The following is a 26,787-nucleotide window of genomic DNA, read 5'->3' on the forward strand; positions in this document are numbered from 1 at the left end:
TTTCCCCTATCCCATGCTGGGCGAGGGGGCGAGGACGGTCGGCCGTTGCCGTGAGGGAAATTGAGTAAACAGGGTCACTCCGCTATGGTTACGGGCTTGGTCGGATCGATCCGGAACCACAGCAGGGCGCTAATGAGCAGGCACCCCGCTATCATAAAGAGTGGATAATTGAAGTTTTTGGTTTGTTCGACGATAATACCAAACAGAATTGTGATGAAGAATCCGCCCAACTGACCGGCAAAGTTCATCGAACCCGCTACTACGCCCGCGTTTCGCTGCCCAATATCGACACATACCGCAAACGCAACCGGCAAGGCCAGGTCTTTTAATAGCACACAGATAGCAAGCAGATAGCCTGCCATCTGGTTATCGGTCGTTAGTCCTGCCAGCAGAAAAAACAAGCTGGACATACCCAGACCACCTATGCCTACCACCCTGCGGCCAACCTTCAGCCCGTAGCGTTTACTCAAGACATCACTCAGCAAACCACCGACAATGCAGCCGATAGCCCCCAGAAAGTAAGAGAGTGAGATAAAGTTCTTGGTCTGGTCTTCGCTCAGGCCGCGACCCTCCTGGAAATAGACCGACGACCAGTTCGTGAAGAAATACGAGCCGTAAAAAAACAGGTGACACATTAGCATCAGCGCCCACAGATCAGGATTTCGGAGGATGGTCTGCCACGGAATGCGGTGGTCGGCGTATTTGATCTTACGCCCCTTTTCGATCTCGCTCACTTCTTCATCGCTGATGCCCGGCTGCGCGGCTGGCTCATCGCGAAATGAGAGATACCAGCCCAAGGCCCACAACGCGCCTAAAACGCCCAATACGGCAAAGGCCCAGCGCCAGCCAGCCCAGTGAACGAGCGGAATGACAACCAATGGCGTCAACGCGCCCCCCAATCGCCCGGCGGCCCAGATGACCGACTGCGCCCGGCCCACTTCCACCGCCGGAAACCAGCGGGCAATGACGATCGAGGCATTGGGATACGCGCCGGCTTCTCCGGCACCGAACAAAAATCGAACGATCAGGAGATACAGAAAATTGATGGCCGTACCCGTCAATACGGTAAAACCGGACCACCATAAAACGACGCGCGTCAGAATACGACGGGGACCAATTTTGTCACCGAGGGAACCCGTTGGTATTTCGAACAGCGCATACGATAGCGAGAAGGCCCCCAGAATATAGCCAAACTGCTGATTGTCGAGATGGAGATCGGCTTTGACATATTTGCTGACCACATTCATGCAAACCCGATCGAGGTAGGTGATGGTCGATAGCAGGAACAGGCCTGCCAGAACGCGGTAGCGAAATTTCATAAAAGGCAGAAGGCGTATAGGTTAAGTCAGATTAGTATCTACAAAGCTATAATTTCGGTCGATAGTAAAAATACTTGTTGGCGAACTTATGTACCAACAGTTGGCTGCCGTACTTTTACAGTATGTCAACAGTAGTTATTGCCCCACTTGCCGAAAGCCTGCCTGCTTTCCTGGAATCCTACGATTTTTCGGCCATCGCCGTCATTGCCGATAACCACACATTTCGGTTCTGTTACCCTGAATTGAAGGCGCTGTTGCCTAAGCATACCCTTGTCCGGATCAAGGCTGGTGAAGAACAGAAACACATTGCTACCTGCGAGTTGATCTGGGATGCCCTCACGCGCGCTAATTTCGACCGTTACGCGTTGGTCATCAATCTGGGCGGAGGGGTTATTGGCGACATGGGGGGCTTTTGTGCCGCTACGTACAAGCGCGGAATTGCTTTTGTTCAACTGCCGACGACGCTGCTATCGCAGGTCGATGCGAGTGTGGGTGGAAAGCTGGGCATCGATTTTCGGGGCTACAAAAATCACATTGGTGTTTTTCAGCAGCCCGATGCCGTACTGATCGATCCTACGTTTCTGACAACCCTGCCCGACCGTGAACTTCGATCTGGTTTTGCCGAAATCATCAAGCATTGCCTGATTGCCGATGCAGCCATGTGGGACAACATTCGTCATCGCGATCTCGACGAACAGGACTGGGCGGCACTGGTTGCGCATTCAGTAGCGGTGAAACAGCGTATCGTTGCTGAAGACCCTACCGAGAAGGGACTGCGTAAGATTCTGAACTTCGGCCATACCCTGGGTCACGCTGTCGAAACCTATTTCCTGACCCAACCCCGGAAGCGTTTATTACACGGTGAAGCCATTGCCGTTGGCATGGTAGCCGAAGCGTATATCGCCTTTCACAAAAAAATGATTGACGAAAACCTGCTGACACAAATCGAAGAGTATGTGTTCGCCGTATATGGAAATGTTCGACTGACCGATGCCGATACCGAACCGATTCTTGCCCTCACCTTACAGGACAAGAAAAATCGGGGAAATCAGGTACGGATGGCCCTGCTCGACGGATTGGGTAGTTGCACCTTCGATGTGCCGGTTACCGCATCCGAAATGCGCCGGGCACTTGAGTTTTACCGGGGGGTAAATAAGAGTTAAAATTTGGTACTAGACTATTGTTTGCCAAACATTTACGGTTATATTTGAGTTCGACCAATAGAAAGATTTCACTACTAATTCATCTAAGTATATTTATCGAAAACCTTTACGAGCTTGAGTATGAAAACGTGCATTGGTGTTTTGTTTGTACTGGCTATCGTCGCTATGGCGGGTTGTTCGCCCAGTAGACTGTTTGTGGAGCATGATTATAGCTACGAAGGCCATTTTAAAAATTACGAGTCCTTCAATTTCTTAGAGTGCGAGTTCGTCGATTCAACACTTCTATGCTCCGATATTCAGGATGCAATCCGTCACCAGATGGAAGCTCGTGGCTACCGTGTCAGCAACCGCAGCCCAAATCTCCTGATCTCGTATAATATTTTCCGGTCCGACCTCCGGTTCCGGGGCTATCAGCAGCCAGTCATCAAAGACTGGGTTGTGCGTGAAGACGATGATGCAACCTACAAACGTATCGATTACAACCTGGACGAGGGTACGCTGATGATTTCGCTGATCGACGCCGAGTCGTATCAGGTAATCTGGAAAGGCTACGCGTCGAAGATGATGCGTAATCCGAATTTCAAGAACAATTACTTCAAAGGTATTGTCCGATCGATCTTCGACCAGTACCCCCTGATGGCAACAGCACGGTAGGTATTTAAAACTTACAAGTAAGGCGGGTGGAAACCCGCGATTCGTAGAAGCAAATCAGTCTCTACGAATCGCTGGTTTCCACCCGCCTTACTTGTACCTGACGAATTGAGGATTTTTATCCACTCTATCTGCGCTTGACGAATCGCGGGTTTCCACCCGCCTTACTTGTATTTCAGATAGGTGTGGGGCCAATCTTCCCAGTTTTCAGCCAGTTCTGCTTTGACAGGATTATTCAGAATATAATTGATGATACGCTCAAATGACTTTGCGTTTCGGACAATGTGATCGTAGCTTTCGGCCTGCCAGAAAGGCTGATTAGGTTGGTCCATGTATTCATTGACCCGTTTGGCAGAATTTGCTTTTAAACTACCCAAGACCTGCTGAAATGGTTTATGCTCACTTGTGTTCGTGACAAGAAGATGGACATGATTAGGCATTATGGTGTAAGCATGAACAATATACTGTCGATTGTCTCTGTAATGAATAGCCTCTTTGACAATCCCCGCCACTGTTTCGTCCGAAAGCCATTGTGAGCCTATCTTGTCTGCATCTAAGCTTGTATCAATCGCAAGAAAATAGCGGGCTTCCCATTGCTGCTTGATAGCAACAACTGATTCATGAGGGGTTCTGACAATCTGCCTGGCTAAGAAGGCCTCATGTTCAAGCTGTAACCCTTCCAGAAGAGCATAAGGAAGTGTTCCGTGAAGCCGGAATGTAATAAACAACGTTTCGCCAGGTGGCATGATGTGCGGCAATCGTCGACGGTAGGGTTCATGCATAGTATGTATACGAACCCAGTACCCAAAAGTAACGCGGGTGGAAGCCCGCGCGATTAAGATAAGCTGAATCACAACGATCGGACCACCCATAACAGTAACGCGGGTGGAAACCCGCGACTGACAGATAAGTTGCTACTATTCATTAATAGTGGGTTTCCACCCGCGCTACTTCGTTAATTCTTTGAAGATGCCTTCCAGCGAGCTTTCCTGCTGACGGAGGCCAACAAGGGTTAGGTTCTGATCGGCGGCAAGCCGGAAAATAGCAGCCCGTAGATCTGTGTTGGGCCCTGCTGTGATTCGATATTGCCCCTGACCCAGTGCTTCTACCCGTTCAACACCCGCTACAGTGTCCAGTACATCAGGCCTGGACAGGTCCTGCTCGAACTCGGCTACAACGACAATACCCTCGCCCGTCGATGCGCTTCTTAACTGAGTCAGTGACCCATCGGCGACAATCTGTCCCCGGTTAATGATGATAACACGATCGCAGACGGCCTCAACTTCCTGCATGATGTGAGTCGAGAAGAGAACCGTTTTGTCACGGCCTGCGTCGCGGATTACCTGCCGAATTTCAGCTAGCTGATTAGGGTCCAGACCCGTCGTTGGTTCGTCAAGGATCAGAACGGGCGGGTTGTGCAGGAGTGCCTGGGCTAAGCCGACACGCTGACGGTATCCTTTCGAGAGTTGTCCGATTCGTTTATGCTGCTCGCGCCCCAATCCAACTAGTTCAACCGTGTCGCTCACGCGCCGGGTCAGGTCTGAACTGCGGAGGCCGTGCAAAGAGCCCGAAAAACGCAGGTATTCCTTGACGTACAAATCGAGGTAGAGCGGGTTGTGCTCCGGCAGATAGCCAATGCTCCGGCGAACGTCCATCGGGTGCGTGCGAACATCGAACCCGTTTACCTCCACGGTGCCATCCGTGGGCGAGAGGTAGCCCGTTGCTACCTTCATCGTTGTCGATTTACCGGCGCCATTGGGCCCCAGGAACCCAACAATTTCGCCCGGTTGCACCGTCAGCGAAATTTGGTTGACGGCTTTCTGGCTGTTATATTCCTTTGTTAGGTTCTGAACCCGGATAGACATAAGCGTACTAAATTACTGAACGACGAACTAAGCGACGTACCTTGGACAGACCAAACGGACTTTAGACGTTTTGTCCAACATCCCGTATCTAACGTCCAAAGGACGGCATTGAATGTACCGGCAACGTACAAAAAACCGGAAAGAATAGCTATTTTTATCGTTTAACGTGAATAGACACCGTTTTCTACAACCTGTACATGTCCATTTTTCGCAAAAAAACTGTAAAGCAAATTCTCAGTGATGCCGCTGAAGGCGAATCGAGCAAGCTAGTAAAAACACTAGGCGTTCGGGATTTAACGTCGTTCGGGATTGCGGCCATCATCGGGGCGGGTATCTTCAGCACCATCGGATTGGCAAGTTACAATGGCGGTCCGGCGGTGTCACTGCTGTTTGTCTTTACGGCCATTGCCTGCGTTTTTACCGCGCTCAGCTACGCGCAGTTTGCCAGTACGGTTCCGGTTAGCGGGAGTGCTTACACATACGCATACGTTGCGTTTGGGGAGATTTTTGCCTGGGTCATCGGGTGGGCGCTCATTCTCGAATACGCCGTTAGCAACATGGTCGTAGCCATTTCGTGGTCGGAGTACTTCACGTCGATGCTGAGCGGTTTCGGGATAACGTTTCCCAAATATCTGGCGATCGATTACGGTTCAGCATCCAGAGCTTTCGATTTGGTACAGCAAACGCAGCAAAGCGGTACGGCACTAAGTACATTGCCCGAAAATACGCGCGTACTGGCCGATGCCTACGCAAACGCGCCGGAACTGGGTAGTTTGAAGTTGATTGCCAACCTCCCGGCTGGTGCGGTTACCGTTCTGATCACGGCGCTGGTTTATATCGGTATCAAAGAATCCCGTGCGGCCAGTAACATTCTGGTGGTGCTGAAACTGGCTGTTATTGCGCTGGTTATTTCGGTGGGTGCTTTTTACGTGAAGCCCGCCAACTGGTCACCGTTTGCGCCGAATGGGATTTCGGGGGTATTGAGTGGTGTAGCATCCGTGTTTTTCGCCTTTATCGGGTTCGACTCCATTTCAACCACTGCCGAAGAATGTAAAAACCCGCAACGCGATCTGCCGCGAGCCATGCTATACTGCCTGGCAATCTGTACGGTGCTGTACGTCCTGATCACGCTGGTGCTAACGGGTATGGTCAATTATAAGGAACTGGGCGTAAGCGATCCGCTGGCCTATGTGTTTCAGAAAATAAACCTCGATTTTGTGGCTGGTGTAATTTCGGTGAGCGCCGTCGTTGCCATCACCAGCGCGCTACTGGTCTACCAACTTGGTCAGCCCCGCATCTGGATGACCATGAGCCGCGATGGTCTACTCTGGAAACGCTTTTCAACCATTCACCCCAGATTCAAAACGCCTTCGTTTGCTACCATCATCACGGGCATTATCGTAGCCGTCCCTTCCATGTTTATGGATCTTAAATTTTTTGTGGATCTAACCAGCGTCGGAACGTTTTTTGCCTTTATTCTGGTCTGTGCCGGTATTCTGTTCCTGGATGCTAAAGGACTGAGTGCACAGTCAAAATTCAAAGTCCCTTACGTAAACGGCAAATACATTATTGGTTTGGTCTTCCTATGCGTTGCCGGTTACGCCCTGACGGGAACCGATTTATTGGTTACGATGGAAAGCAAGCCCTTGCTCTTCGTGTTCTGGGGCGTTTGGGCATTTTTAGCCGTTCAGGGCTTCCGTGCTAATTTCTCGCTGCTTCCGGTTATTGGTATTTTAACAAACCTGTACCTGATGACCGAATTAGGAGCCAGTAACTGGCAGATTTTTGGTATCTGGTTAATTATCGGCCTCGTGATCTACTTCTCGTACGGTTTCAGAAAGAGCAAACTGAGACACGGCGAAAGCGTCGTTGAGGTATAAAACCAGTTCGTAATAGCTAAGGAATTCTCTGATTCATATGCCGTATCTTCGAGATACGGCATATGAATCAGAGAATTCCCGCTACGGTTTCTTCCGGCGGGGTGCATCAACGCCAAACCATATGGGCAAGGTATATTTCACCCGAATTGGCGTACCCGATTGTCTGCCCGGTAGCCAGCGCGGCATCGCTCTAATGATCCGAATCGCTTCTTCGTCGCACCCCGCGCCAATGCCCGTTAATAGTCGGACATCCGTTAGTCGCCCGTCTGTTTCCACGATAAAAGAGCTTAAAACGCGGCCTTTAATGCCCGCTTTCCGGGCTTCTGGGGAATAGTGAAGGTTTCGTTTTATGAACGCATCTAACGAATCCTTACCACCCGGAAACTCAGGTTGTTTTTCGACAATGGTGAAAACGGTTGTGTCGAGTGATGAGATTGATTGACCGAACCCGATAGTCATCGACAGGGACCAACCGACTAGCACGGACAAAATTGAGGTAGCATTCATGACTTTATTCGAGCGTAAACACGATCGGTAAATTGTATCTCACTCGAACAGGCCTGCCGGCCTGTTTGCCCGGTTTCCATCGCGGCATTTTTTGGATCACACGGACCGCTTCTTCATCGCACCCAAAGCCAATCCCTTTCTGCACGTGCACATCGGTCAGGCTACCGTCGGAGTTGACAACAAAACTTACGTAAACACGGCCAGCAATACCGGACGAAGCCGCCGGGCGGGGGTAGGTTAAATTTTTCGAGAGAAACGTGCGTAGCGCATCAATACCTCCGGGGTATTCAGGTTGCTGCTCAACGGCAATGAATACTTCATCGGGCTTGGGGGCCACTTCAATGGCCTTCTCAACCGCCGTCGGTGCGGTGGCTTCGGGAGCGGCAATAACGTCTATGTCACCTGTTCCCTCCGCCGTTTGCGTCCCAGATGTTGCATCCTGAAGTTGTTCCGTCGTGGGTGGCAAGACTTCCTCGACCACGTCGGCTTCGGGCATAACGACAAGGGGCAGATTGCGTACGGTGTTGACCGCCGGAGCCTGTTCTGCCGGGGGAATCGGGACAGGCGTTTCGACGGGTGGTTCCGCGATTTTCGCCAGGGTCACCTCGGTCATGGACTGCTGCGTTTTGAATAAATCGGCAGGCCACAACCGGGCGTAGAGCATAGGCGCGGATAGGCCCAGTAAAAACAAACCGACGCCCATCCCCAGGGCCCGAGTAAGCGTTGGGCGGTAATGCTGGCGCAGGTCGAAGGCACCGTAAGCGCGATGGCGAGCCTGAAAAATAACCTCGTCGAAGGAGAGCGTTGTGGTAGACGGACGGAACATGGCTTATGCGGATTTAGTCTGTACCGCATAGATGGCTGCGCCGGTAAAATTCCACAAAGGGCGTTATAAACTATCGTACTGCTTCACCAGCGATACGGCATCAGCTTCTGCTTTCAACGTTAGGTCATGCTGTTCCATAAATGCTTTCAGGGCGTCCTTCTGATCGCTCAGGGCGTCCAAAAGCGCCTTCTGAGTTAGCTTTACCTTAACCAGCGTTTGATCGGGTTTGAGAAGATAATACGAAAAAGCGTCGTTGAATGAATCGTAACGGGTATCGTTCGAATACGTGTTCTTATAATCAGCCTGCTTGAACCGCTTGAGCACGCGTTTGAGCAAGGCCGTTTTTCCTTCGTACAACACCATAAAATAGCCCTCTTTCAACGATTCGTCGTCCGTTTTAGCCGTTGGAAACCGCCGGAATAGGTAGGAGTGGCCTACTTCGTCGCGCAGTTGAAAGGATTTGACCTGTTCGGCATTGATAATGATCGAATCATTACCCACCCATGTTCGAAGGAGTAGCAGATGCTGCCGAAACGCGTCGAACTTAATCGGTACTTCGGTATAACTCTGACCACCCGCCATCTCGATCTTTCCTTTGTTCCACGTCGGCAGAAAATAAGGCGTTCCGCGCAGCCCTTCGTACCGATGATCAATCGTGTTGAGCATTCCGTATGGCCCCGAACCGACTATCTGGTCGGTCGATTGATACGTTTCGTAGCCGTTGCGCCGACTGTTTGGATTGAACACAACAGCTGCCGGTGATTTCGTTTTGGTCGAATCACGAGTCTGAGCTGCCGCACCAGCGCAGGGTAGTATAAGGAGAGCCGAAATGAGTACGAATTTCATGGGAACAAGACGTCAACTAAGGGTCACCGAAATAACGAAAATTTCGGTCAATTTGGTAATACTCCGTTGAACAGATTTTTCTATGCCCAACTGCTACAGACTGTCGTACTGTTTGACGAGGGTTATGGCGTCTTCCTCTGTTTTGAATGATAGTTTTTGCTGATCAATAAAAGGCTTGAGAGCTGCTTCTTTGTCGATCATTGCGTCCAGCATGGCCTTCTTCGACAGCTTGATCTTCGTGAGGGTCTGATCGGGTTTCAGAATGTAGTACGAAATCGCATCGCTGAAGGAATCGTAGCGTATGTTCGCTGAATAACCACCCTTGTAATCAGCGGATTTGAATACCTTGGCTATACGCTTGAGCAGGGCCGTTTTTCCTTCATACAGGATCAGAAAAAAGCCATCCCTGACTTCCTCATCGCTTAACTTAGCCGTTGGGTATCGACTGAATAAGTACGGCTGGCCATCCGGATTTATCAGTAAAAAACGGGCTATGGTTTGCCGGTCAATGATGATCGAGTCGTTGCCCGATTTCGGGCGGAGCAAAATCAACGCCTGTCGGTAAGCGTCGAACTTGAGTGGCACATCTTTGTATTGGCGACCATCGCGTAAACTGACCTGACCCTTGGTCCAGTCAGGGAGTAAATAGGGTGATCCATGCTGGCCCTCGTACCGCGAATCGACCCGGAAAATCAACGGTCCGCTCGATGGGTTATTCAGGTTGTTGAGTCGCAGATCAACGGTTGGGTCAGTTGTTTGTGTTTGAGCTGATACCGCTCCGCTCAGCGCCATCAGCAGACAAACGAGGTTACATTTCATGCGTAACAAGTGCGTATAGTTTGAATGAGACGAAACAGAAAGCCGTGCCGGATATCTGATGTCACTCAAATTAATCACAGCACGGCTTTTAATGCAAACAATAGCTTACTAATACTCGTGGGGCAGCGGTATATCGACCCGTTCATTGACCGGGAGGCCCTGTTTGTTCATCTGCTCGATAAACGGATCCGGATCCAGCTCTTCGCAGTTCCAGACGCCCGGTTTCAGCCAGACACCCGTTACCAGCAGCATTGCCCCGATCATAGCCGGTACACCCGTTGTGTAGCTAACCGCCTGCCCCCGCACTTCCCGGTAGGTTTCGGCATGATCACAATTGTTCCAGATGAAGTACGTACGGTCTGCGCCATCCTTCACGCCTTTGATCTGGCAGCCGATACTGGTTTGACCAGTATAGTTTTCGCCGAGCGAGTCGGGAGCGGGCAGCACCGCTTTCAGGAATTCGAGCGGTACAATGTCCATACCGTTGAATTTCACGGAATCGATACGGGTCATGCCGACGTTTTGCAGCACCTCAAGGTGGGTCAGGTAGGCCTGGCCGAAGGTCATCCAGAAGCGGGCGCGCTTTAGCGTAGGGAAGTTCTTAACCAGCGATTCCAGCTCTTCGTGGTACAGGACGTACGACTCACGCGGGCCTATTTCCGGATACTCGATGGGCTTGTGAATACTCATGGCCGGAATTTCAATCCATTCGCCATTTTCCCAGTACCGACCTGGCTGCGTAATCTCACGAATATTGATTTCGGGATTGAAATTCGTCGCGAAAGCTTTGCCGTGATTCCCCGCGTTACAATCGACGATATCCAGATAATCCATCCGGTCGAAATGATGCTTGTTGGCATAAGCCGTGAAGACCTGCGTAGCACCCGGATCGAAACCACAGCCCAGCAAGGCCATCAGCCCGGCTTGTTCGAACCGTTCTTTATAAGCCCACTGCCAGCTATACTCAAATTTAGCAACGTCTTTCGGTTCGTAATTAGCCGTGTCCATGTAATGCACACCCGCTTCGAGACAGGCATCCATAATGGGCAGGTCCTGATAGGGAAGGGCTACATTGATGACCAGAAAGGGGTTAAACGTCCGGATCAGCGCAACGACCTCGGCAACGACATCTGCATCAACCTGCGCTGTCTGGATCGTTATCCCGTGCATTTCCTGAACTTCGGCTGCAATTCGGTCACATTTCGATTGAGTACGGCTAGCCAGCACTATACTTGTGAAGACATCGCTGTTCATCGCACATTTGTGCGCTACTACGCTACCAACTCCACCCGCTCCAATAATGAGCACATTTGCCATGTTGTTAGATCAGATTTTTGGCCGCAAAGATAGACAAAGTCGTGTATAGAGTCGGTTAATAGATTGTGTTCTCCTGAGGAACCCATAACTCACTGGGATAGTGGTCAGTTAATTGGCCAAATCGCTTGGTCAGCAAACAAATGAGTAGTATATTTGTTAAGTAGACAACTAGATCTACGTACTCACTAAAGCCTCTCATCGTTATGAAACTTATTTCTTCCACTGGCTCATTCGAATTCTCCATACTCGGTTATGGCAGCAAAACGACTAACTGGCGCGAGCGAAACAATCTGCGGTGCCGGGTGTCGACAATCTGGCGCCAACAACATGATTCACAGGCTACACCATTGCAAACGTGGGAGGTCCGGCGTTTATTAAGCGGTCTGCGTTCGCTCTGGAGCAAAGCTGCCAATCACGTGACAATGAGCTTTTCAGAACCGGGATTAAGTGTTGAAGCCACGGCTTTACCCGGTGACAACTACAAATTACAGATCCAGTTGGATCATTCGTTGACGCCTTCCTGGCATGCCTATCCTGATTTTCCGCTGGAAATGAACATGATGCTGAACCGTACCCAGCTGGACGAAGCGATCAGGGATTTGTCAAGCCAGTTAGCCATTTATCCAGAACGATAATTTCTCGCGTTTATCAGTACGATCTGTGAATCCCGATGAGCCTTGTAACTCGCCGGGATTTTTTGTTGCCACGTAGAAAAATTACAGTTTCTTGCCTGTAGTTGCGTTTTTTGGTGCTCGATATGCGAATTATCGGATCTGGTTATAATCTAAATGCCTGAACCGATCGTCTGCCTGAACTACGCATTGTATCAGAGCGCAGAATGGGCGTATAGGATTTATAATGACACATTTACTGGTTCGGACAGCCGCTGTTGTTGCCGAAAGCAGATCGTGTATACCATTGGATAATTGTAAAAATAATGTGTGCAGTTTCCCCGACTGGGATAAGGTCACCTCTTGATTACCTCACTTGTAATTCTCATATTTGTAGCTAGAGTGAAGTTTCAGTAGATTTCTTTGTTTGTTTCTATAGAAATACAGAGACATGACGCCCCTCTTTCCTTTAACGTAAAAAGCTGCTAGCATTATGAAAATTGTTAAACGTAGAAACCGCCAGATGACTATGGAGCGCATCTTGCGCGCCATGGGCGAAGTGATGGCTGAACGGGGGACCGAAAAGGCCGGTATTAACGCAGTAGCCGAAAAGGCTGGTGTTAATAAAGTTCTCATTTACCGGTACTTCGGTGGCTGGAATGGTCTATTGGAAGCCTATGTACAGCGCGGTTTCTTCCTATCAATGTTTAACGAAAAATTTCTGGACGCTGTACCGGATAACCTACCGCCTGACAACCGGAGCAAAGTATGGTCTGAATACACTATCCAGTTCATGCAGGAATTTCGTGCCCGTAAACCCTCGCAGGAGTTGATCCGGTGGGAGATGAGCCACGGCGAAACCGAACTCGCCCGTAGACTGGCTGAGTTTCGCGATAGCTCGTATAAAAAACTGGTCGACAAGCTGGCTCCCTTCTCCGACTACGACCCCATTGCCATTACAAGCCTGATGGTTGCTGCGGTAACTCATATCGTACTGAACAGCACCCAGCGTGATCATATCGGTGATATTGACCTGAGTTCCGACGCTGGCTGGGATCGCCTGGAAACGGCAATTCGTCGTATCTACTCGAGCCTGAGCATCGCCCTCGAACGCGAAACGACTAAAAAAGCAGAAGTGTAGTCAAGCGAATAATGGTGCTCACGAAACGGCAACTATGCTCATAGTAAGGTAGTTGTCATTTCGTGAGCACCATTTTTTTTATCGGTTCATCAACGCTTCGATCTCATCGGCTTCGATCGGGATGTTTGCCATTAGATCAATGTTACCTGACTCGGTGATGAGGACGTTGTTCTCCAACCTGATACCGAGCTTTTCTCCCGGAATATAGATACCAGGCTCAACAGTAAAGACCATACCAGCCTCCATGCGCCGGTATTTATTGCCTACATCGTGGACGTCCAGTCCCAGAAAATGAGAGGTGCCGTGCATAAAGTATTTCTTGTACAGCGGTGCGTCCGGATCCTGTTTGTCGACTTCACTACGGTTCAGTAAGCCCAAACCAATCAGCTCCGATTCCATCACTTTACCTACTTCGCGGTGGTACTCGTCCCACAGGTTGCCGGGGCGAAGCATTTGGCTGGATTCTCTCAGCACACGCAATACGGCATCGTAAACGGCCCGCTGCCGTTCGGTAAACCGGCCATTAACCGGTACTGACCGGGTCATATCGGCATTGTAGTTTGCGTACTCGGCCCCTATATCGAGCAGAATCACGTCGCCATCCTGGCATTGCTGGCTGTTATCGATGTAGTGCAGCACGCACGCGTTGGCACCCGATGCGATGATCGGGGAGTAAGCCGCCCCCCGCGACCTGTTTTTTAGGTACTCATGCATCATTTCGGCCTCAATCTCATACTCCCATACGCCCGGCTTGATGAAGCCCAGCAACCGCCGGAACATTTTTTCGGTGATGTCGATGGCCGTTTGCAGAAGCTGAACTTCCTGCGGCTGTTTGATGGCGCGCAGAAAATGCATCAGCGGTGCCGCACGTTCCAGATGATGGAGCGGGTATTTCTGTTTGAACTCGTCGATAAAGCGCGCATCACGGCTTTGTACTGCCACACCGGCGCGGGTATGTTCGTTCGTGTTCAGGTAAACGTAATCGGCCTCGAAGATCATCTGCACGAAAATCTGCTCGAACTGATGCGTCCAGTAAACCTGCTTTTCCGATATGCCCGATGTTTGTTCGGCTTCTTTCTTGGTGAGCTTATGGCCTTCCCAGATCTCGATCAGTTCGCTGGTTTCACGCAGGAATAGTACTTCACGAAATTTAGGATCGGGATGGTCAGGGAACAGAACGAGTCGCGTTTCTTCCTGATCGACACCCGTTAGGTAGAATAAGTCGTTGTTCTGGCGGAATGTCATCGTGCCATCGGCATTGGTTGGCATGATGTCATTTGCGTTCAGAACCACCATCGACTTGGGTTTCAGTAATGGAGCGAGCCGCTGGCGGTTCTGAATGAAAAGTTGGTTGTCAATGGGCAAGTAGCGCATATCAGGACGTTGAAACTGCTTTTCTAATTAAATTGCAAAGAAAACTCAAAGCTATAAGAGTTTTTACGTGTTTGCTTGTTAATGTTTTACTGTACCCGAACAGGGTTAATCGCTTTTCCTGCTTCATGACGCTCCGCCTAAACGTATTCGTTTGCCTGATCGCGCTGTTGATTCAACCGAATCATGGCGTAGCTCGTCCCCACAGGCCCCTCTTATCGGTAAACGAAGGTGGCTCGGATCGCCCTAAGTACTGGATTCTTTTTAAAGCCAAAGATCAGCACGGGTTGCCCGCCCTATCCGAAAGCGCTATCTCCCGAAGACAGGCGCAAAACCTGCCACTCGACGACTCCGATCGACCTGTATCGGCGGCTTATCTGGATCAACTACAGCGTGAAGGAGTTTTGCCACTGAACAAATCGCGCTGGCTGAATGCCGTATCGGCCCGGCTCACGGCTGAACAGTATGCGCAGGTAACTAATCTGCCTTTTGTAGCTGGCATTCAGGCGATTGATCCGGCCATTATTATTACCTCAATTGGTGGTCAGGACCAGCCGCACGGAGCCAGTCCGCATATGGCGCCGGTCATGACCCAGATTCAGGCTACCGATTTTGCGCAGGCGGGACTGACCGGCCGATTCGTCAACGTGGGTGTTATCGACGCTGGTTTTTTCGGTGCTGATTCGGCCAATGCGCTGAAGCACGTATTTGCTCGGGCGGGGGTGAAGCGTGTTCGTGATTACGTGAATGATAAAAAGACCCACGGCGATCTGTTTCACACGCTCGAAACGATGTCGGACTTTCACGGCACCGAGGTGCTGGCCGCAATTGCCGGTAATGACCCCGTCGAAAATACCCAATACGGTCTGGCTACTGACGCAACGTTTTACCTCGCGCGGTCAGATCAGGGCAATCGCGAATACCGGGGCGAAGAAGATAACTGGGTTGCTGCGATGGAATGGATGGATAGTCTGGGCGTACGGCTCATCAACACGTCGCTGGGTTACGCCAAAGGCATGAGCAATCCCAAAGAGAACTACGAACCGAGCCAGATGGACGGTCACACGAGCCTGATCAGCCGGGCCGCGCAGATTGCTGCCGACAAAAAAGGCATCCTGATCATCGTGTCGGCTGGTAACGAGGGCGACGACCGTTCGTGGCGGATCATTAGTACGCCCGCTGATGCACAGGGGGTTATGGCTATTGGTGCAACGAACTCACGTCTCTGGAATCGAATTGGCTACAGCAGCATTGGGCCCGAAAGTCTGCCGTATTTGAAACCCAACGTTTCGTGTTTCTCGCTGTACGGAACATCTTTGTCCGCGCCCGTCATTACCGGATTTGCGGCTTGTATCATGCAGGCAAACCCCAGACTAACTAATAAAGAAGTGATGGCTATCATCGAAAAATCGTCGCATCTGTACCCGTACGGTAATAACTACGTCGGTTACGGTGTGCCACAGGCTTCGAGGGCTATTGCGCTGCTCCGCAACCAGCCGCTACCCGCGACGGCCCGATCGGTAAGAGCATCCGGCAAGTCATTTACGCTGCCCGTTACGTCGAATGAGTCGGTTGTGTCGGTCTTTCACAAAAAAGATGCAACGCACATCTTACAGCAGGAGGCTATGAAGGTCAATAATGGCAAGCTGGCATTGCGTCGGTCATCGGGAGAGAAGCAAACGACCGTCGATCTCAAGAAAGAAGTGATTGAAGTGATCTGGGAGTAATGCGCTGCATGAAGAAAAATTAATTTCGACTTCACATGGGCCTTAAGTGGCGTATATAGCTTTGCTTTCGTAATCAACAGTAAACAACAATTGATAATGAAAGATAACGCAAAATTAATCGCCCCCCTTCTGGTTGCAGTCGTACTGAGTGCTTCCTACGTTAAAGCCCAAACGCCAACGGAGTCAGGAAAAACCAATCAGGGAACGCCAGCGCCCATCGCCTTGAACGCTCCCGGAGTGGACGCTCCTGGACCGGACGGTCCCGGTGGTCGTCATCAACCTGGTGGTCCCAGACCGGACGGTCCGGGTAAGAATCGTGGCGCCCAGAAACAACCTGGTCGCCCAGGTGGAAACGGTCCGGATCGGGGCCTTACCTCACTAACAACCGTTTCGGGTACTGTGGGTCAGTGGGTAGGTAATGATGACGCCATCCTGGAAGGATTTACATTCACCGGATCGACAAATGCGCCGACGACCGTAAAATTTCCCGCGCACCTTGGTCAGCAGGTACAGAAAGCCATCAAACCCGGTGGCAACGTCAGCGTGACCGGCTACACGGAAACTACACCGAACGGAGAATCTCGCTTTCGGATGACCAGCCTCACGTCCGGAAAAACGACAATCACGGATGCACCGCCAGTTGCTCCTGCCACGGCACCGGCTGCTCCTGCACAAACCACCGTTACGGGCAAAATCGCCGATTATCGTTTAGGTCGGGATGGTCGGGTGAATGGATTGGTGCTGGACGATAAAACGATTGTTCGCGTTCCGGCCCACGTAGCGTACCAGCTGACAAACCTGGCGACGAAGGGTACTACGATTACGGTTCAGGGCTCTCCCAAGAGTCTTCGGGATGGGCAGGTGCAGCTCGAAAAAACGAACATCCTGAACGCTTCCGTGTTGACAATCAACGGTCAGCAATACCTTGTACGCTAACTTACGTAAATGAAGCTCGCTTCGACCTGTGATACAGGTCGAAGCATTTTTTGTATGAAAATCCTCATTATCGAAGATGAACGCAAGCTGGCCCGGTTCATGAAACAGGGTCTGGAGCAACACGGACACGTCGCCGATCTGGCCTATTCCGGGTCGGAGGGGCTCAACCATGTTGCCGGTGGATTGTATGATCTGGTGTTGCTGGATTTGATGCTGCCGGGGCAAACCGGCTTTGAGGTGCTGAAAAATCTTCGTGCTTTTGGCCTGGCTGTGCCGGTAATGATCCTATCCGCCCTGAGCGATCCCGATAAAGTCGTGGAAGGATTAGATCTGGGTGCAGTTGATTACTTACGAAAACCCTTCGATTTCAACGAGTTATTAGCCCGTATTCGGGTTTTACAGCGACGAACGCAAACGGGCGATAGCGTAGTACTTCGTCTGGACGATCTGGAAATGAGGCTCGTATCTCATGAGGTTTTCAAAGCCAACGTGAAACTAGAATTGACCAATCGGGAGTTCGCTTTACTCGAACTACTATTGCGTCGGGCCGGTCAGCTGGTAACTAAAAACGAGATTGCTGAAAAGGTCTGGGCCGTCGATTACGATATGGGGAGCAACGTTATTGAAGTGCATATTTACCAGTTGCGCCGGAAACTGGACGCATTAGGTACGCGTGGATTGATCGAAACGATTATTGGCCGTGGTTATCGCCTGAAATCAGCATGAATCTGCGTAGCCGGATCGTTCTAGCCATAACGGCTGTATTTGCGGCTGTGAGCCTGCTGGCGGGCTGGCTGATGCTGACCCGTGCGGAAAAAAGCCTTCAGAATGCTTTCGACCGGGCGGTTCAGACGCGGGCGGGCTGGTTGCTTTCCCAGGTAAGCGTCGATCCGGTTGTGTTGCCGCTACCCACTGAGAGCGAGCAGATGCTGGTGACCTACCAAACCTACGGTCGATGGCGGGAGCTTTTCCGCAGTCCCGGTTTTCCTGCTGCATCTGGCATTGGCCGTGATGCCAATCGACACCCGCGCTCGTATCGGTCAAAAACGGTTCAGAACTCGTCTCTTCAACTGTCAAACGGGCAGCTTAACCTAACATTAGCCGTGCCCGATGCGAGTCTGATCCAGGATATAGAGCGGTTGCGCTGGGTATTTGGGCTGGGCTGGTTCGTTGGGTTGATCTTGGCATTTCTCGGTGGCTATGCGGTGGCGGGGTGGTTACTGAAACCGATTCAGGCCATTGTGAATCAAGCAAGTAAAATCACAAACACAACCACCATTGAGCCGCTGGACCTGCCCGCTACGCAGGATGAATTGTACCAGCTGACCAATACGCTGAATCAGATGCTGGCCCGTATTCGGGAAAGTGCCGAGCTACAGCAAAACTTCTTCGGAGCTGCAGCGCACGAGCTTCGAACGCCCCTCGCCGTGATGAAAACGGGTCTTGAAGTAACGCTCGACAGCGGTCAGGTCGATGGGCGAACGGCCCCATTCCTGCTGGGCCAGTTGGATGAGGTACGACGTTTAACGCGCCTTCTCGACGAATTTCTGACCCTTAGTCGCCCCGATAAAACCAGCCAGTCTCTCCGAATTGAATCGGTTGATTTGGCCACATTGATAAACCAGTGTCTTTCGCAATTGGCCGGCGCTGCTACTGATTATGAGGTATCGACGCGATTCGATGAGCCTGATTTTGCCATTCAGCCGATCTCCACGGATGGTGTCAAACTGGCGCATGTCGTCTTGAATCTCGTTGAAAATGCCATCAAATACGCCGTTCCGAATAGCGTTGTGGTAGTGCAACTAAGCGGGGAAACCGTACCGATGATCCGGGTGCAGAACCAGACCGTTTGCGAAACGGGACCCGTACTTGACCTGATGCAGCCGTATTTCCGGGCCAATCCGTTCAAAGATGGGCATGGACTCGGCTTATGGATCAGCCATCAGCTAACAACGCTGCTGGGTGGCGAACTACACCTCGAATGGCAGGGATTTATCTTTGTCAGCACGCTTGTTCTACCGCAAGAAGTACGTTCCGGCCAACCAATAAAATCCTGAACGCTTTCTACCAATCCCATCAGCGATCATCTTCACGCTACGGGTCTGGCGTGGTCTTTCGGCGGATAATTAAAGATATTGTTTTTCTTTCAGGTAGTTTTTTACGTAATCGCCAATACCTTCTTCGAGGGAGCAGAAAGGGCGATCGTAACCAATGGAGCGAAGCTTAGCCATATTGGCTTGGGTAAAATATTGGTATTTGTCGCGGATGTCGATGGGGGTGTCGATAAATTCGATCTGCGGATCGCGACCCATAGCCTGGAAGGTGAGCGTGGCCAGATCGAGGAAGGTCCGGGCTTTGCCGCTGCCCAGATTATAAATGCCTGAATTACGTCGGTGATGCATCAGGAAGGAGCAAACGTCAACGATGTCTTTCACATAGATGAAATCCCGCATCTGCCCGCCGTCCGTATAATCGGGATTGTGCGACCTGAACAACTTCATCGTGCCGGACTGGCAGATCTGATTGTAGGCATGGAAAATTACCGATGCCATTCGGTCTTTATGGTATTCATTGGGGCCGTACACATTGAAGAATTTCAGGCCCGCCCAGAAAAAAGGTTTACGCTCCTGCTCTAAAACCCAAATGTCGAACTCATTCTTCGAATCGCCGTAGGGATTGAGCGGCTTCAACTGCGGAATCAGCGACTCATTATCGTCATACCCAAATTCGCCGAGTCCATAGGTGGCTGCTGATGAAGCATATACGAGCGGAATCTGGTACTCAATACAGCGATTCCAGATCTGCTTGGAGTATTCGACGTTCAGGTGTTCAAAAATCTGACGGTCAAATTCAGTCGTGTCCGTACGGGCGCCGATGTGGAAAATGAACTCGATCTCATGATAGTTTGTGTCGAGCCAGCCGAAAAAATCTTCCCGGTCAACCCGTTCCTGAATACGTTTACCCGTCAGATTCGCTTCTTTATCCGGGTTTGAAAAGTCATCGACAGCGACAATAAAATTGAAGTTTTCCTGATTCAATTTGCTGATCAAACAGCTTCCGATAAAGCCAGCAGCCCCTGTGACAATAATCATAAAGTACTAGTAGTAAACGTATTGATGTCGATAATGAGAAGGAAGTCGGACTGAATGAAGTGAAAGCGGGTGTAAAGATACTGATTTTAAGACGAACAAAGGAATAGCGTTTTTAACGATTAAATTGCATTTTTCTTATACAGGCTTTTTGGATGGTATTGGTCGTTTTCAACCGATGTAAGGTTTCATCACGCTTAAAGAGTTCGTACCTTTGTGGCCTATTTTTAAAATCGGCGTTTCTGGCAACCGCCCCATCTAAACCAGAAAAATGGTCTATATAAACAGAATCGAACATTTCAACGCTGCCCACCGGCTCTACAATCCGGCCTGGTCTGAGGAGCGAAACAAGGAGGTTTTTGGTCCCTGCGCGAACATGAACTGGCACGGCCACAACTTCGAGCTTATCGTAACGGTGAAGGGCGAGCCGGACCCCAATACGGGCTTTGTCATTGACCTGAAACTGCTGGGCGATATTGTCAAACGGGAGGTCATCGAGAAAGTGGATCACAAAAACCTGAACCTTGATGTGGACTTCATGCAGGGCAAAATGGCCAGTTGCGAAATCTTTATCATGGAAATCTGGAAAATTCTGGAACGGGCACTGGCCGACGTGACAGAAGCCCACTTACACCAGCTTCGACTTTATGAAACACCGAAAAATTTCGTGGATTATTTCGGCGAATAAGTCATGAACTATTACCTCATTGCCGGAGAACGTTCCGGCGACCTCCACGGTGCCAACCTGATTCGCGCCATTCGCCGTCACGATTCCGATGCGCAGTGTCGGGCGTACGGTGGCGAACAGATGGAAGAAGCCGGGGCCGTTCTGGTTCGCCATTACCGCGATATGGCGTTCATGGGTTTTCTGGAGGTAGTGAAAAATCTGGTCACAATCCGCCGGATCATGCGTGAGTGTCAGGATGATCTGCTCACCCATCGTCCTGACGCGCTTATTTTGATCGATTATGCCGGGTTCAATCTGCGTATGGCCCGGTTTGCGAAAAAACACGGCATTCGGGTATTCTACTATATTTCGCCGAAGGTTTGGGCCTGGAACCAGCGTCGGGCCCTGAAAATCAAAGAAACCGTCGATCGGCTGTTTACCATCCTGCCATTTGAGACGGAGTTTTTTGCTACTTACGATTACAAGGTAGAATATGTCGGTAATCCGCTACTCGATGCCTTTGCTGATTTCGAGCCAGACCCTGACTTTCGGGCAAAGTTAAAACTGGACGAGCGACCCGTCATTGCTCTACTGCCCGGTAGTCGTCGTCAGGAAATCACGTCGATACTACCGGCTATGCTGGCTGCAACGCGCCAATTTCCAAACCATCAGTTTGTTGTCGGGACCGTCAGTAATTTGCCGGCACCACTTTATGGCAACCTGCTGGGCGGTTATCCAACGGTTAAGCGCGTTAGCGATTCGGCCTATGACTTGCTGACTGTTGCCACGGCTGCGCTGGTCACGTCGGGTACTGCTACGCTCGAGACGGCTCTTTTCAATGTGCCGCAGGTCGTCTGTTACAAAACAACGACCGTATCCTACGCAATTGCCAAACGGTTGATTGCTGTCCCATTCATTGCGCTTGTGAACCTCATCGCAAACCGCGAAGTAGTAAAAGAACTGATTCAGAACGATCTAACTGCCGATCATATCGCTGATGAGCTACGGGCTGTTTTGCCAGGTGGTCCGCGCCGTGAAGCGCAGTTGACCGGTTACGCCGATGTTCAGGAAAAGATGGGCGAACCGGGCGCGTCGGAACGGGCGGGAAAGCGAATGGTCGAACTCGCGAGTGAATGGTCGAAGTCTCGCTGAAAACAAACGTATTAGCGCTCAATAACGCCCGTTGCTTCCCATTTCTTCAACCAGTCTTTCTTGACACCGTGAATCTCTGAAACGAATTCATAGAACGGAATCATGTCCTGTTCATAATTACCCGTTACGTAGATGGGCTCACCCAGAACCGCCAGCTTGCGGGGCCAGTCGAAGCCGACCGGAATGATTGGTACGTTGGCCTGAAGAGCAATGTAGTAGAATCCCGTCTTTAACTTTGACACATTGCTGCGCGTACCTTCGGGGGCGATGCAAACATGAATTCGCTCGTTGCGGTTGAACACATCGACAATGGAATCAACCATGTTGTGCGACTTGTCCCGATAGACCGGCTGACCGCCCAGCAATCGAAAAAGCCAGCCGGAATACCACTTGAAAAGCGAACTTTTGGCCAAGTATTGAATCCAGATATGGATGGTCGGGCGGATACTCAGCCCGATCAGAAAATCCCAGTTTGTGGTATGGGGAGCTACCACCCAGAGACCCTTCGGCACGTTTGGTATAGGACCAACAACGCGCCATCCGGCGACTTTAAACAACCATCGGGTGAGGGCACCTAGCATTTCTTACGTTTCTAAAAATTCGTCGTAACAGTACATACTTTTCAGTCGATCAGCCTGAACAGCTAATAGACCAAAAAGTATGAACCGGTACGGCAGGTACCCTGAAATCAAATTAGTATTTCCGGTCCTTGCGTTCCAGCCACTTGCCCGTCATAAATGAAGCCACTAGCAGGACAACATAGAACAAAAGCGTTAGCGGAGTTGATAAATCCATATCTGTATTCGGTTGAATTCGTACGCAAAAGTACAATAGACGTTGGATATTAGACACCAGAAGTCAGACAAAAATGAAAAACTCGTGGCAGGTGTCCAGAATCCTATCCATACCTACAAAACTCCCTTCGTACTGGGGAGGTTATCCAATTCCTTGATATCGCGACGAACGGCCATTTTTATCGCTTTGGCAAAGGCCTTAAAAATAGATTCGATCTTGTGGTGCTCATTGTCGCCTTCGACTTTCACATTCAGGTTGCAAAGGGCGGTGTCGGAGAAGGACTTGAAAAAATGAAAGAACATCTCAGTTGGCATATCCCCAATTTTTTCACGCCGGAATTCCGCTTCCCAAACCAGCCAGGGACGTCCGGAAAAATCAATGGCGACCTGCGCGAGTGCTTCATCCATGGGCAGCAAGAAACCGTAGCGGCTAATGCCCCGTTTGTCGCCCAGCGCGCGCCGGTACGCTTCGCCAAGAGCCAACGCCGTATCCTCAATCGTGTGATGCTCATCGATGTGTAAATCGCCCTGCACCTGAATGGTCAGGTCGGCCCCCGAATGTTTGGCTACCTGGTCGAGCATGTGATCGAAGAAACCAAGCCCCGTATGAATATCGGCCTTACCGCTACCATCGAGATTCAAGTCAACCCGAATCTGTGTTTCTTTGGTGTGTCGGTCAACGGTGGCCGTTCGGGCGGGCAAGCGCAGAAATTCGTAGATCGTATCCCAGTCATCGGTTTTGAGCGCAATGGCGTTTTGCATCGCATCGGTCAGCCCCGTAACGTCAGCGGCCTGCACGGTCGCCAAACCATCGGGTGGCAAAAATAGAATTGCTTTGGCACCCAGATTGACCGCTAACTGTACGTCGGTGAGCCGGTCGCCGATAACGTAGCTGTTGGCCAGATCGTAGGCGTCGCTGAAATACTGGGTCAGCATGCCAGTTCCAGGCTTACGGGTCGTCGAGTTATCGCGCGGGAAATGGCGATCGATATGAACAGCGGCAAACGAAATATTTTCGCCCGCAAACGTAGCCATCATTTTGTTGTGAGCAGGCCAGAACGTCTCTTCCGGAAAGGAAACGGTACCGAGTCCATCCTGATTGGTGACCATAACCAGTTCATAATCGGTCTCTTCAGCAATGTTTCGCATTGCTGAAATAACTTTTGGAATATAATCTAGTTTAGCTAACGAGTCGACTTGCTGATCGGGTTGCGGCTCAACGATGAGGGTGCCGTCACGGTCGATGAATAAAATTTTTCGCATAAAGAGAGTATCTGGGCGACAAAGATACCGCACCGACCGTATTGTAAGCGAAAACCTGCTAATTTTGCAGTGTTTTAGCGTTTTCGATACATACTGTACCCAGGCTTACTGATATACTCCTCTGGTTTTTATACATTAAAAGTCTTATCAGTTCGTAATTCGCTTTCCTTAGGAGCCATAAATCTATCCCATCACATACTACGCTAGGAGTAAATTTTCATCTTGTACCATACATATACTACCAAATAAACTTATGCCAACAGGATCATCCAGATTGACCCGAATAGGGGTTTTTTATGACGGTAACTATTTTCTACACGTAAGTAACTATTATAATTATTCTCACGAACGGCGCAGCCGGATTAGTATCTCAGGATTACATGCATTTATACGTCGGCAGGTAGCCGAAGAAGAAGGCGTAAACGAACGGCTCTGCCAAATCGTTGATGCCCACTATTTCAGAGGGCGTTTGAATGCCCACGAAGCGAATCAGCGGGGTAATCAATTATTTTATGACCGTCTGTTCGATGATATTCTGATGTCGGAAGGGGTCGTAACCCATTACCTGCCCGTAAAAACCTATCAAGGCTACCGGCAGGAAAAGGGGATCGATGTGTGGCTGGCGCTCGAAGCCTTTGAACTGGCTCAATACAAGAAATTTGACGTCGTTGTTCTAATCACGTCCGACGGCGATTATGTTCCCTTGATTCGTAAATTGAACACGCTTGGGTCGCGCATTATGGTGCTGAGCTGGGACTTTGAGTTTTTGAATGAGCAGGGCGAAAAGCAGGTGACCCGTACGTCGCAGGATTTACTGGAAGAAGTGTCGTATCCGGTAGCCATGCACGGACTGATCGATGATCGGAGCCGTCGGAACGATATGGTGATCCAGAATCTATTCGTCAAGCAGCAACAGCAACAGGCCCGCCCAACGTTTACGGCGGTAGCCGCTGCCAGCAATGGTGGAAGCTACAGCAATAGTTTCGCGAACGGGTTCTCGGCCAATGATGAGTACGAAGGATATACGCAATCCGATGAGCCAAACTACAATGTGGCCGATACGGTAGACGATGATCCTGAAGGGCGTAAGATCAGTACCGTGCGCAGCCTGAAAACGGGGTATGGGTTTGTTAATTACCCACCAAACAACCTGTTTTTTCATTACACAAGCCTGATTGATACGGATTTTAATGAATTACAGATAGACGACGAAGTGGAGTTTACGATTGGCCAGAATGCCGAAGGGAAAGATATTGCTATCGACGTTCGGCTGTTACGCGCCTGAGTATGACTAGTGAACGCGTGCCCGTTGATGATGTACAGGCGTTCCAATGGCAGGCATTGACGTGGGCGCTGACCCAACAATCGCGTGAAGATGGCTTCGTTGCGTTCCTGACGAACAACCAGATCGCTTATCCAAACGACCCGTTTCCGAACCGGCTATTTGTCGGGGCGAAGCGGGTCGTTTCGTTTTCGGATGTTGATACCTTTCGGGAGTTATACCGCGCTCATGCCGAACGACCCGGCTACCTGGTCGGCTATTTCGGATATGATATAAAAAATGAACTGGAAGCGTTGACCAGCCATAATCCTGACCGTCTGGGTTTCCCCAACGCTTATTTTGTTGAGCCGGAATGGATGATCGACTTCGTGGATAATGAAGTCGTGGTTTCGGGAGAAGGTGATGGTAAGGCTGTTTTGCGCGAAATTTCTCTTGCCGACCCGTTGGACCGCCCTGGCCCCTCCCGCAACGGCGGACCGCCTATTCAATGCCGCGTTTCGGCTGAAAACTATCAGGCAACCGTCCGGCGGATACAACAGCACATTCTGGCGGGGGATGTGTACGAATTAAATTACTGCATCGAATTTTTTGCCGAGGTCATCGACCTTGACCCATTGACTGTCTACCGATTGCTGAATGAGCGTTCGCCGATGCCCTTTTCGAGTTTTCTTAAACTGGGCGATCGGTATGTGATGGGTGCTTCACCCGAGCGTTTTCTCCGGAAACAAGGCCAGAGCCTGTTGTCGCAGCCGATCAAAGGAACGATCCGACGCGGGAAAACGCCGGATGAAGACGTTGCGCTTCGTGAGCAGCTACTAAACTCAGAAAAAGAGCGGGCCGAAAATCTGATGATCGTCGATCTGGTACGCAACGATCTGGCGCGGAGTGCCAAAACGGGGTCTGTTCGCGTCGATGAGCTTTTCGGCATATACGGCTTTCAGCAGGTTTACCAGATGATTTCGACCGTTTCGGCTACGATACGGGATTCGGCAACCTGGGTCGATGCCATTCACAATGCCTTTCCAATGGGTAGTATGACCGGCGCACCAAAAATCCGGGCCATGGAACTGATCGACGAGCTGGAAGTTAGTCGTCGGGGGGTGTACTCCGGGGCTATCGGTTTCATAACTCCCAACGGTAACTTTGATTTCAATGTGGTTATCCGGACGTTGCTCTACAACGCGGAAACCCACTATGCGTCCTTTTCGGTCGGGAGCGCTATCACTTACGACGCCGACCCGGAGCAGGAGTGGGAAGAATGTTTACTAAAAGCCCGCGCGATTCGAGAGGTGCTTGAGCAGTATCTGGCTGCCGGAACTCATTGACCGAGGGAGCAGCCCGGCGCTCATACCGCTTAATAGATAACGACTTCTTTCGTGTGGAACTAACCAGTTATTTTACTCTTCTCCTGTAAACGAAGCAACATTTTGTGAGCAAAACCCCTCCTTGCTAGGGAGTGCTACCGTTCGTTAAATTTACTACTATAAATTTAGTTAAAAAACGTTAATCTTGTAACCAGCGCTCAGTTACCCGATTATATTTGCCCGCAATACACCCGTTA

The 26,787-nt window shown here is 50.5% G+C and carries 25 protein-coding genes; 13 read left to right on the plus strand and 12 right to left on the minus strand.

What is annotated here, in order from left to right:
- Positions 1-74 precede the first annotated feature (74 nt).
- Complete coding sequence (locus tag GK091_RS19720; protein WP_164041602.1) at positions 75-1,319, minus strand: MFS transporter; 1,245 nt, start codon at positions 1,317-1,319, stop codon at positions 75-77.
- 122 nt (positions 1,320-1,441) lie between these two features.
- On the opposite strand from GK091_RS19720, the gene aroB reads away from it, so the two are divergent.
- Both aroB and GK091_RS19730 read left to right on the plus strand, forming a co-directional pair.
- Positions 1,442-2,482: a 3-dehydroquinate synthase gene (gene aroB / locus GK091_RS19725; protein ID WP_164041603.1), complete on the plus strand. Its 1,041-nt coding sequence runs from the start codon at positions 1,442-1,444 to the stop codon at positions 2,480-2,482.
- A 120-nt stretch (positions 2,483-2,602) separates the two neighbouring features.
- Complete coding sequence (locus GK091_RS19730) at positions 2,603-3,136, plus strand: DUF4136 domain-containing protein (protein ID WP_164041604.1); 534 nt, start codon at positions 2,603-2,605, stop codon at positions 3,134-3,136.
- Between the two features lie 161 nt (positions 3,137-3,297).
- On the opposite strand, the gene GK091_RS19735 is transcribed toward GK091_RS19730, so the two are convergent.
- Complete coding sequence (locus tag GK091_RS19735; protein WP_164041605.1) at positions 3,298-3,915, minus strand: REP-associated tyrosine transposase; 618 nt, start codon at positions 3,913-3,915, stop codon at positions 3,298-3,300.
- Positions 3,916-4,080: 165 nt separating this feature from the next.
- Positions 4,081-4,998 (minus strand): gliding motility-associated ABC transporter ATP-binding subunit GldA, encoded by a 918-nt coding sequence (gene gldA / locus GK091_RS19740; protein WP_164041606.1) that lies wholly within the window; start codon positions 4,996-4,998, stop codon positions 4,081-4,083.
- Between the two features lie 197 nt (positions 4,999-5,195).
- On the opposite strand from gldA, the gene GK091_RS19745 reads away from it, so the two are divergent.
- The gene (locus tag GK091_RS19745) at positions 5,196-6,878 is read left to right on the plus strand and encodes an amino acid permease (RefSeq protein ID WP_164041607.1); all 1,683 of its coding nucleotides are present in this window, start codon (positions 5,196-5,198) and stop codon (positions 6,876-6,878) included.
- Between the two features lie 81 nt (positions 6,879-6,959).
- Here the strand turns inward: GK091_RS19745 and GK091_RS19750 are convergent, their stop codons facing one another.
- The 5 genes from GK091_RS19750 to GK091_RS19770 all read right to left on the minus strand — a co-directional run bounded on the left by GK091_RS19750 (position 6,960) and on the right by GK091_RS19770 (position 11,193).
- On the minus strand, positions 6,960-7,385 hold the full coding sequence (locus GK091_RS19750) for an energy transducer TonB (RefSeq protein WP_164041608.1): 426 nt from the start codon (positions 7,383-7,385) through the stop codon (positions 6,960-6,962).
- A 4-nt stretch (positions 7,386-7,389) separates the two neighbouring features.
- On the minus strand, positions 7,390-8,211 hold the full coding sequence (locus GK091_RS19755) for an energy transducer TonB (RefSeq protein ID WP_164041609.1): 822 nt from the start codon (positions 8,209-8,211) through the stop codon (positions 7,390-7,392).
- A 63-nt stretch (positions 8,212-8,274) separates the two neighbouring features.
- The gene (locus GK091_RS19760; RefSeq protein ID WP_164041610.1) at positions 8,275-9,057 is read right to left on the minus strand and encodes a hypothetical protein; all 783 of its coding nucleotides are present in this window, start codon (positions 9,055-9,057) and stop codon (positions 8,275-8,277) included.
- Between the two features lie 93 nt (positions 9,058-9,150).
- A complete protein-coding gene (locus GK091_RS19765; RefSeq protein WP_164041611.1) occupies positions 9,151-9,876 on the minus strand; it encodes a hypothetical protein in 726 nt (241 codons plus the stop codon).
- Between the two features lie 108 nt (positions 9,877-9,984).
- Entirely contained in the window at positions 9,985-11,193 is a 1,209-nt protein-coding gene (locus GK091_RS19770) for a saccharopine dehydrogenase family protein (protein ID WP_164041612.1), read from the minus strand.
- A 203-nt stretch (positions 11,194-11,396) separates the two neighbouring features.
- Between GK091_RS19770 and GK091_RS19775 the strand changes: the two genes are divergently transcribed.
- Complete coding sequence (locus GK091_RS19775) at positions 11,397-11,828, plus strand: WapI family immunity protein (RefSeq protein ID WP_164041613.1); 432 nt, start codon at positions 11,397-11,399, stop codon at positions 11,826-11,828.
- Between the two features lie 499 nt (positions 11,829-12,327).
- Positions 12,328-12,945, plus strand: a complete 618-nt coding sequence (locus GK091_RS19780) for a TetR/AcrR family transcriptional regulator (RefSeq protein WP_164042923.1) — start codon at positions 12,328-12,330, stop codon at positions 12,943-12,945.
- A 78-nt stretch (positions 12,946-13,023) separates the two neighbouring features.
- Here the strand turns inward: GK091_RS19780 and GK091_RS19785 are convergent, their stop codons facing one another.
- The gene (locus GK091_RS19785; protein WP_164041614.1) at positions 13,024-14,319 is read right to left on the minus strand and encodes an aminopeptidase P N-terminal domain-containing protein; all 1,296 of its coding nucleotides are present in this window, start codon (positions 14,317-14,319) and stop codon (positions 13,024-13,026) included.
- Positions 14,320-14,444: 125 nt separating this feature from the next.
- Here GK091_RS19785 and GK091_RS19790 point away from each other — a divergent pair, with 125 nt between their 5' ends.
- From GK091_RS19790 to GK091_RS19805, 4 genes are all read left to right on the plus strand, one after another.
- Entirely contained in the window at positions 14,445-16,043 is a 1,599-nt protein-coding gene (locus GK091_RS19790; protein ID WP_164041615.1) for a S8 family serine peptidase, read from the plus strand.
- 96 nt (positions 16,044-16,139) lie between these two features.
- Positions 16,140-16,979: a hypothetical protein gene (locus tag GK091_RS19795; RefSeq protein WP_164041616.1), complete on the plus strand. Its 840-nt coding sequence runs from the start codon at positions 16,140-16,142 to the stop codon at positions 16,977-16,979.
- Positions 16,980-17,033: 54 nt separating this feature from the next.
- Positions 17,034-17,705: a response regulator transcription factor gene (locus GK091_RS19800; protein WP_164041617.1), complete on the plus strand. Its 672-nt coding sequence runs from the start codon at positions 17,034-17,036 to the stop codon at positions 17,703-17,705.
- On the plus strand, positions 17,702-19,036 hold the full coding sequence (locus GK091_RS19805) for a HAMP domain-containing sensor histidine kinase (protein ID WP_164041618.1): 1,335 nt from the start codon (positions 17,702-17,704) through the stop codon (positions 19,034-19,036). Before GK091_RS19800 ends, GK091_RS19805 begins: the two co-directional genes overlap by 4 nt.
- 69 nt (positions 19,037-19,105) lie before the next feature.
- Here GK091_RS19805 and rfaD read toward each other — a convergent pair whose 3' ends face one another.
- Positions 19,106-20,071, minus strand: coding sequence for an ADP-glyceromanno-heptose 6-epimerase (gene rfaD, locus GK091_RS19810; protein WP_164041619.1), 966 nt, complete (start codon positions 20,069-20,071; stop codon positions 19,106-19,108).
- Between the two features lie 268 nt (positions 20,072-20,339).
- Here rfaD and GK091_RS19815 point away from each other — a divergent pair, with 268 nt between their 5' ends.
- Both GK091_RS19815 and lpxB read left to right on the plus strand, forming a co-directional pair.
- Positions 20,340-20,756 (plus strand): 6-pyruvoyl trahydropterin synthase family protein, encoded by a 417-nt coding sequence (locus GK091_RS19815; RefSeq protein ID WP_164041620.1) that lies wholly within the window; start codon positions 20,340-20,342, stop codon positions 20,754-20,756.
- 3 nt (positions 20,757-20,759) lie between these two features.
- A complete protein-coding gene (lpxB, locus tag GK091_RS19820; protein WP_164041621.1) occupies positions 20,760-21,887 on the plus strand; it encodes a lipid-A-disaccharide synthase in 1,128 nt (375 codons plus the stop codon).
- Between the two features lie 11 nt (positions 21,888-21,898).
- Here lpxB and GK091_RS19825 read toward each other — a convergent pair whose 3' ends face one another.
- Positions 21,899-22,468, minus strand: coding sequence for a 1-acyl-sn-glycerol-3-phosphate acyltransferase (locus GK091_RS19825; protein ID WP_164041622.1), 570 nt, complete (start codon positions 22,466-22,468; stop codon positions 21,899-21,901).
- A gap of 327 nt (positions 22,469-22,795) precedes the next feature.
- Positions 22,796-23,944 (minus strand): bifunctional histidinol-phosphatase/imidazoleglycerol-phosphate dehydratase HisB, encoded by a 1,149-nt coding sequence (gene hisB, locus GK091_RS19830; protein ID WP_164041623.1) that lies wholly within the window; start codon positions 23,942-23,944, stop codon positions 22,796-22,798.
- A gap of 253 nt (positions 23,945-24,197) precedes the next feature.
- Between hisB and GK091_RS19835 the strand changes: the two genes are divergently transcribed.
- Positions 24,198-25,229: an NYN domain-containing protein gene (locus tag GK091_RS19835; RefSeq protein WP_164041624.1), complete on the plus strand. Its 1,032-nt coding sequence runs from the start codon at positions 24,198-24,200 to the stop codon at positions 25,227-25,229.
- 2 nt (positions 25,230-25,231) lie between these two features.
- Positions 25,232-26,551, plus strand: a complete 1,320-nt coding sequence (gene pabB, locus GK091_RS19840; RefSeq protein WP_164041625.1) for an aminodeoxychorismate synthase component I — start codon at positions 25,232-25,234, stop codon at positions 26,549-26,551.
- Positions 26,552-26,787 lie beyond the last annotated feature (236 nt).

The sequence above is a fragment of the Spirosoma agri genome (assembly GCF_010747415.1).
Lineage (GTDB): Bacteria > Bacteroidota > Bacteroidia > Cytophagales > Spirosomataceae > Spirosoma > Spirosoma agri.

What these genes read in the sequence shown, in the direction of transcription:
- GK091_RS19720 (WP_164041602.1), bottom strand. Translation starts at nt 1,319, where the DNA reads ATGAAATTTCGCTACCGCGTTCTGGCAGGCCTGTTCCTGCTATCGACC.
- aroB (WP_164041603.1), top strand. Translation starts at nt 1,442, where the DNA reads ATGTCAACAGTAGTTATTGCCCCACTTGCCGAAAGCCTGCCTGCTTTC.
- GK091_RS19730 (WP_164041604.1), top strand. Translation starts at nt 2,603, where the DNA reads ATGAAAACGTGCATTGGTGTTTTGTTTGTACTGGCTATCGTCGCTATG.
- GK091_RS19735 (WP_164041605.1), bottom strand. Translation starts at nt 3,915, where the DNA reads ATGCATGAACCCTACCGTCGACGATTGCCGCACATCATGCCACCTGGC.
- gldA (WP_164041606.1), bottom strand. Translation starts at nt 4,998, where the DNA reads ATGTCTATCCGGGTTCAGAACCTAACAAAGGAATATAACAGCCAGAAA.
- GK091_RS19745 (WP_164041607.1), top strand. Translation starts at nt 5,196, where the DNA reads ATGTCCATTTTTCGCAAAAAAACTGTAAAGCAAATTCTCAGTGATGCC.
- GK091_RS19750 (WP_164041608.1), bottom strand. Translation starts at nt 7,385, where the DNA reads ATGAATGCTACCTCAATTTTGTCCGTGCTAGTCGGTTGGTCCCTGTCG.
- GK091_RS19755 (WP_164041609.1), bottom strand. Translation starts at nt 8,211, where the DNA reads ATGTTCCGTCCGTCTACCACAACGCTCTCCTTCGACGAGGTTATTTTT.
- GK091_RS19760 (WP_164041610.1), bottom strand. Translation starts at nt 9,057, where the DNA reads ATGAAATTCGTACTCATTTCGGCTCTCCTTATACTACCCTGCGCTGGT.
- GK091_RS19765 (WP_164041611.1), bottom strand. Translation starts at nt 9,876, where the DNA reads ATGAAATGTAACCTCGTTTGTCTGCTGATGGCGCTGAGCGGAGCGGTA.
- GK091_RS19770 (WP_164041612.1), bottom strand. Translation starts at nt 11,193, where the DNA reads ATGGCAAATGTGCTCATTATTGGAGCGGGTGGAGTTGGTAGCGTAGTA.
- GK091_RS19775 (WP_164041613.1), top strand. Translation starts at nt 11,397, where the DNA reads ATGAAACTTATTTCTTCCACTGGCTCATTCGAATTCTCCATACTCGGT.
- GK091_RS19780 (WP_164042923.1), top strand. Translation starts at nt 12,328, where the DNA reads ATGACTATGGAGCGCATCTTGCGCGCCATGGGCGAAGTGATGGCTGAA.
- GK091_RS19785 (WP_164041614.1), bottom strand. Translation starts at nt 14,319, where the DNA reads ATGCGCTACTTGCCCATTGACAACCAACTTTTCATTCAGAACCGCCAG.
- GK091_RS19790 (WP_164041615.1), top strand. Translation starts at nt 14,445, where the DNA reads ATGACGCTCCGCCTAAACGTATTCGTTTGCCTGATCGCGCTGTTGATT.
- GK091_RS19795 (WP_164041616.1), top strand. Translation starts at nt 16,140, where the DNA reads ATGAAAGATAACGCAAAATTAATCGCCCCCCTTCTGGTTGCAGTCGTA.
- GK091_RS19800 (WP_164041617.1), top strand. Translation starts at nt 17,034, where the DNA reads ATGAAAATCCTCATTATCGAAGATGAACGCAAGCTGGCCCGGTTCATG.
- GK091_RS19805 (WP_164041618.1), top strand. Translation starts at nt 17,702, where the DNA reads ATGAATCTGCGTAGCCGGATCGTTCTAGCCATAACGGCTGTATTTGCG.
- rfaD (WP_164041619.1), bottom strand. Translation starts at nt 20,071, where the DNA reads ATGATTATTGTCACAGGGGCTGCTGGCTTTATCGGAAGCTGTTTGATC.
- GK091_RS19815 (WP_164041620.1), top strand. Translation starts at nt 20,340, where the DNA reads ATGGTCTATATAAACAGAATCGAACATTTCAACGCTGCCCACCGGCTC.
- lpxB (WP_164041621.1), top strand. Translation starts at nt 20,760, where the DNA reads ATGAACTATTACCTCATTGCCGGAGAACGTTCCGGCGACCTCCACGGT.
- GK091_RS19825 (WP_164041622.1), bottom strand. Translation starts at nt 22,468, where the DNA reads ATGCTAGGTGCCCTCACCCGATGGTTGTTTAAAGTCGCCGGATGGCGC.
- hisB (WP_164041623.1), bottom strand. Translation starts at nt 23,944, where the DNA reads ATGCGAAAAATTTTATTCATCGACCGTGACGGCACCCTCATCGTTGAG.
- GK091_RS19835 (WP_164041624.1), top strand. Translation starts at nt 24,198, where the DNA reads ATGCCAACAGGATCATCCAGATTGACCCGAATAGGGGTTTTTTATGAC.
- pabB (WP_164041625.1), top strand. Translation starts at nt 25,232, where the DNA reads ATGACTAGTGAACGCGTGCCCGTTGATGATGTACAGGCGTTCCAATGG.